The following is a 366-nucleotide window of genomic DNA, read 5'->3' on the forward strand; positions in this document are numbered from 1 at the left end:
ATTGTTACCAATAGCCGTAGTATTGTTGGAGATATTGGTAGCGTTGTTCGAAATATCCGTGGCATTGTTACCGATCGCCGTGGTATTGTTGGCAATGTCCGCGGCATTGGCCGCTACTCCGGCGCTATCGTCCAAAGAGGATAGGTCCGCAGAAAAACTTGTACCGCCCTCGCTTACCGTTACCTCGTTGGTCCCACCATCGAAGCTCACCCCAGTAATATCGTCGTCGGCCACGCTGTCCACATAGGCCTTTGTGGCGGCATCTTGCGGATTAACTGGAACAGCCAAGTTGGTTATTGTAGCTCCGCCAGCGTCGTTACCTTGCGATAAAACCTCGGTAAGCGTTTGATTATCCGTATTGATCAA

The 366-nt window shown here is 50.8% G+C and carries 1 protein-coding gene; it reads right to left on the reverse strand.

The window, feature by feature from the left end:
• Positions 1–366 (reverse strand): hypothetical protein (locus AB9K32_RS00055; protein ID WP_369884001.1); only part of this gene is annotated, 366 nt, incomplete at both ends.

This window comes from Allomuricauda sp. XS_ASV26 (assembly GCF_041224615.1).
Lineage (GTDB): Bacteria > Bacteroidota > Bacteroidia > Flavobacteriales > Flavobacteriaceae > Flagellimonas > Flagellimonas alginolytica.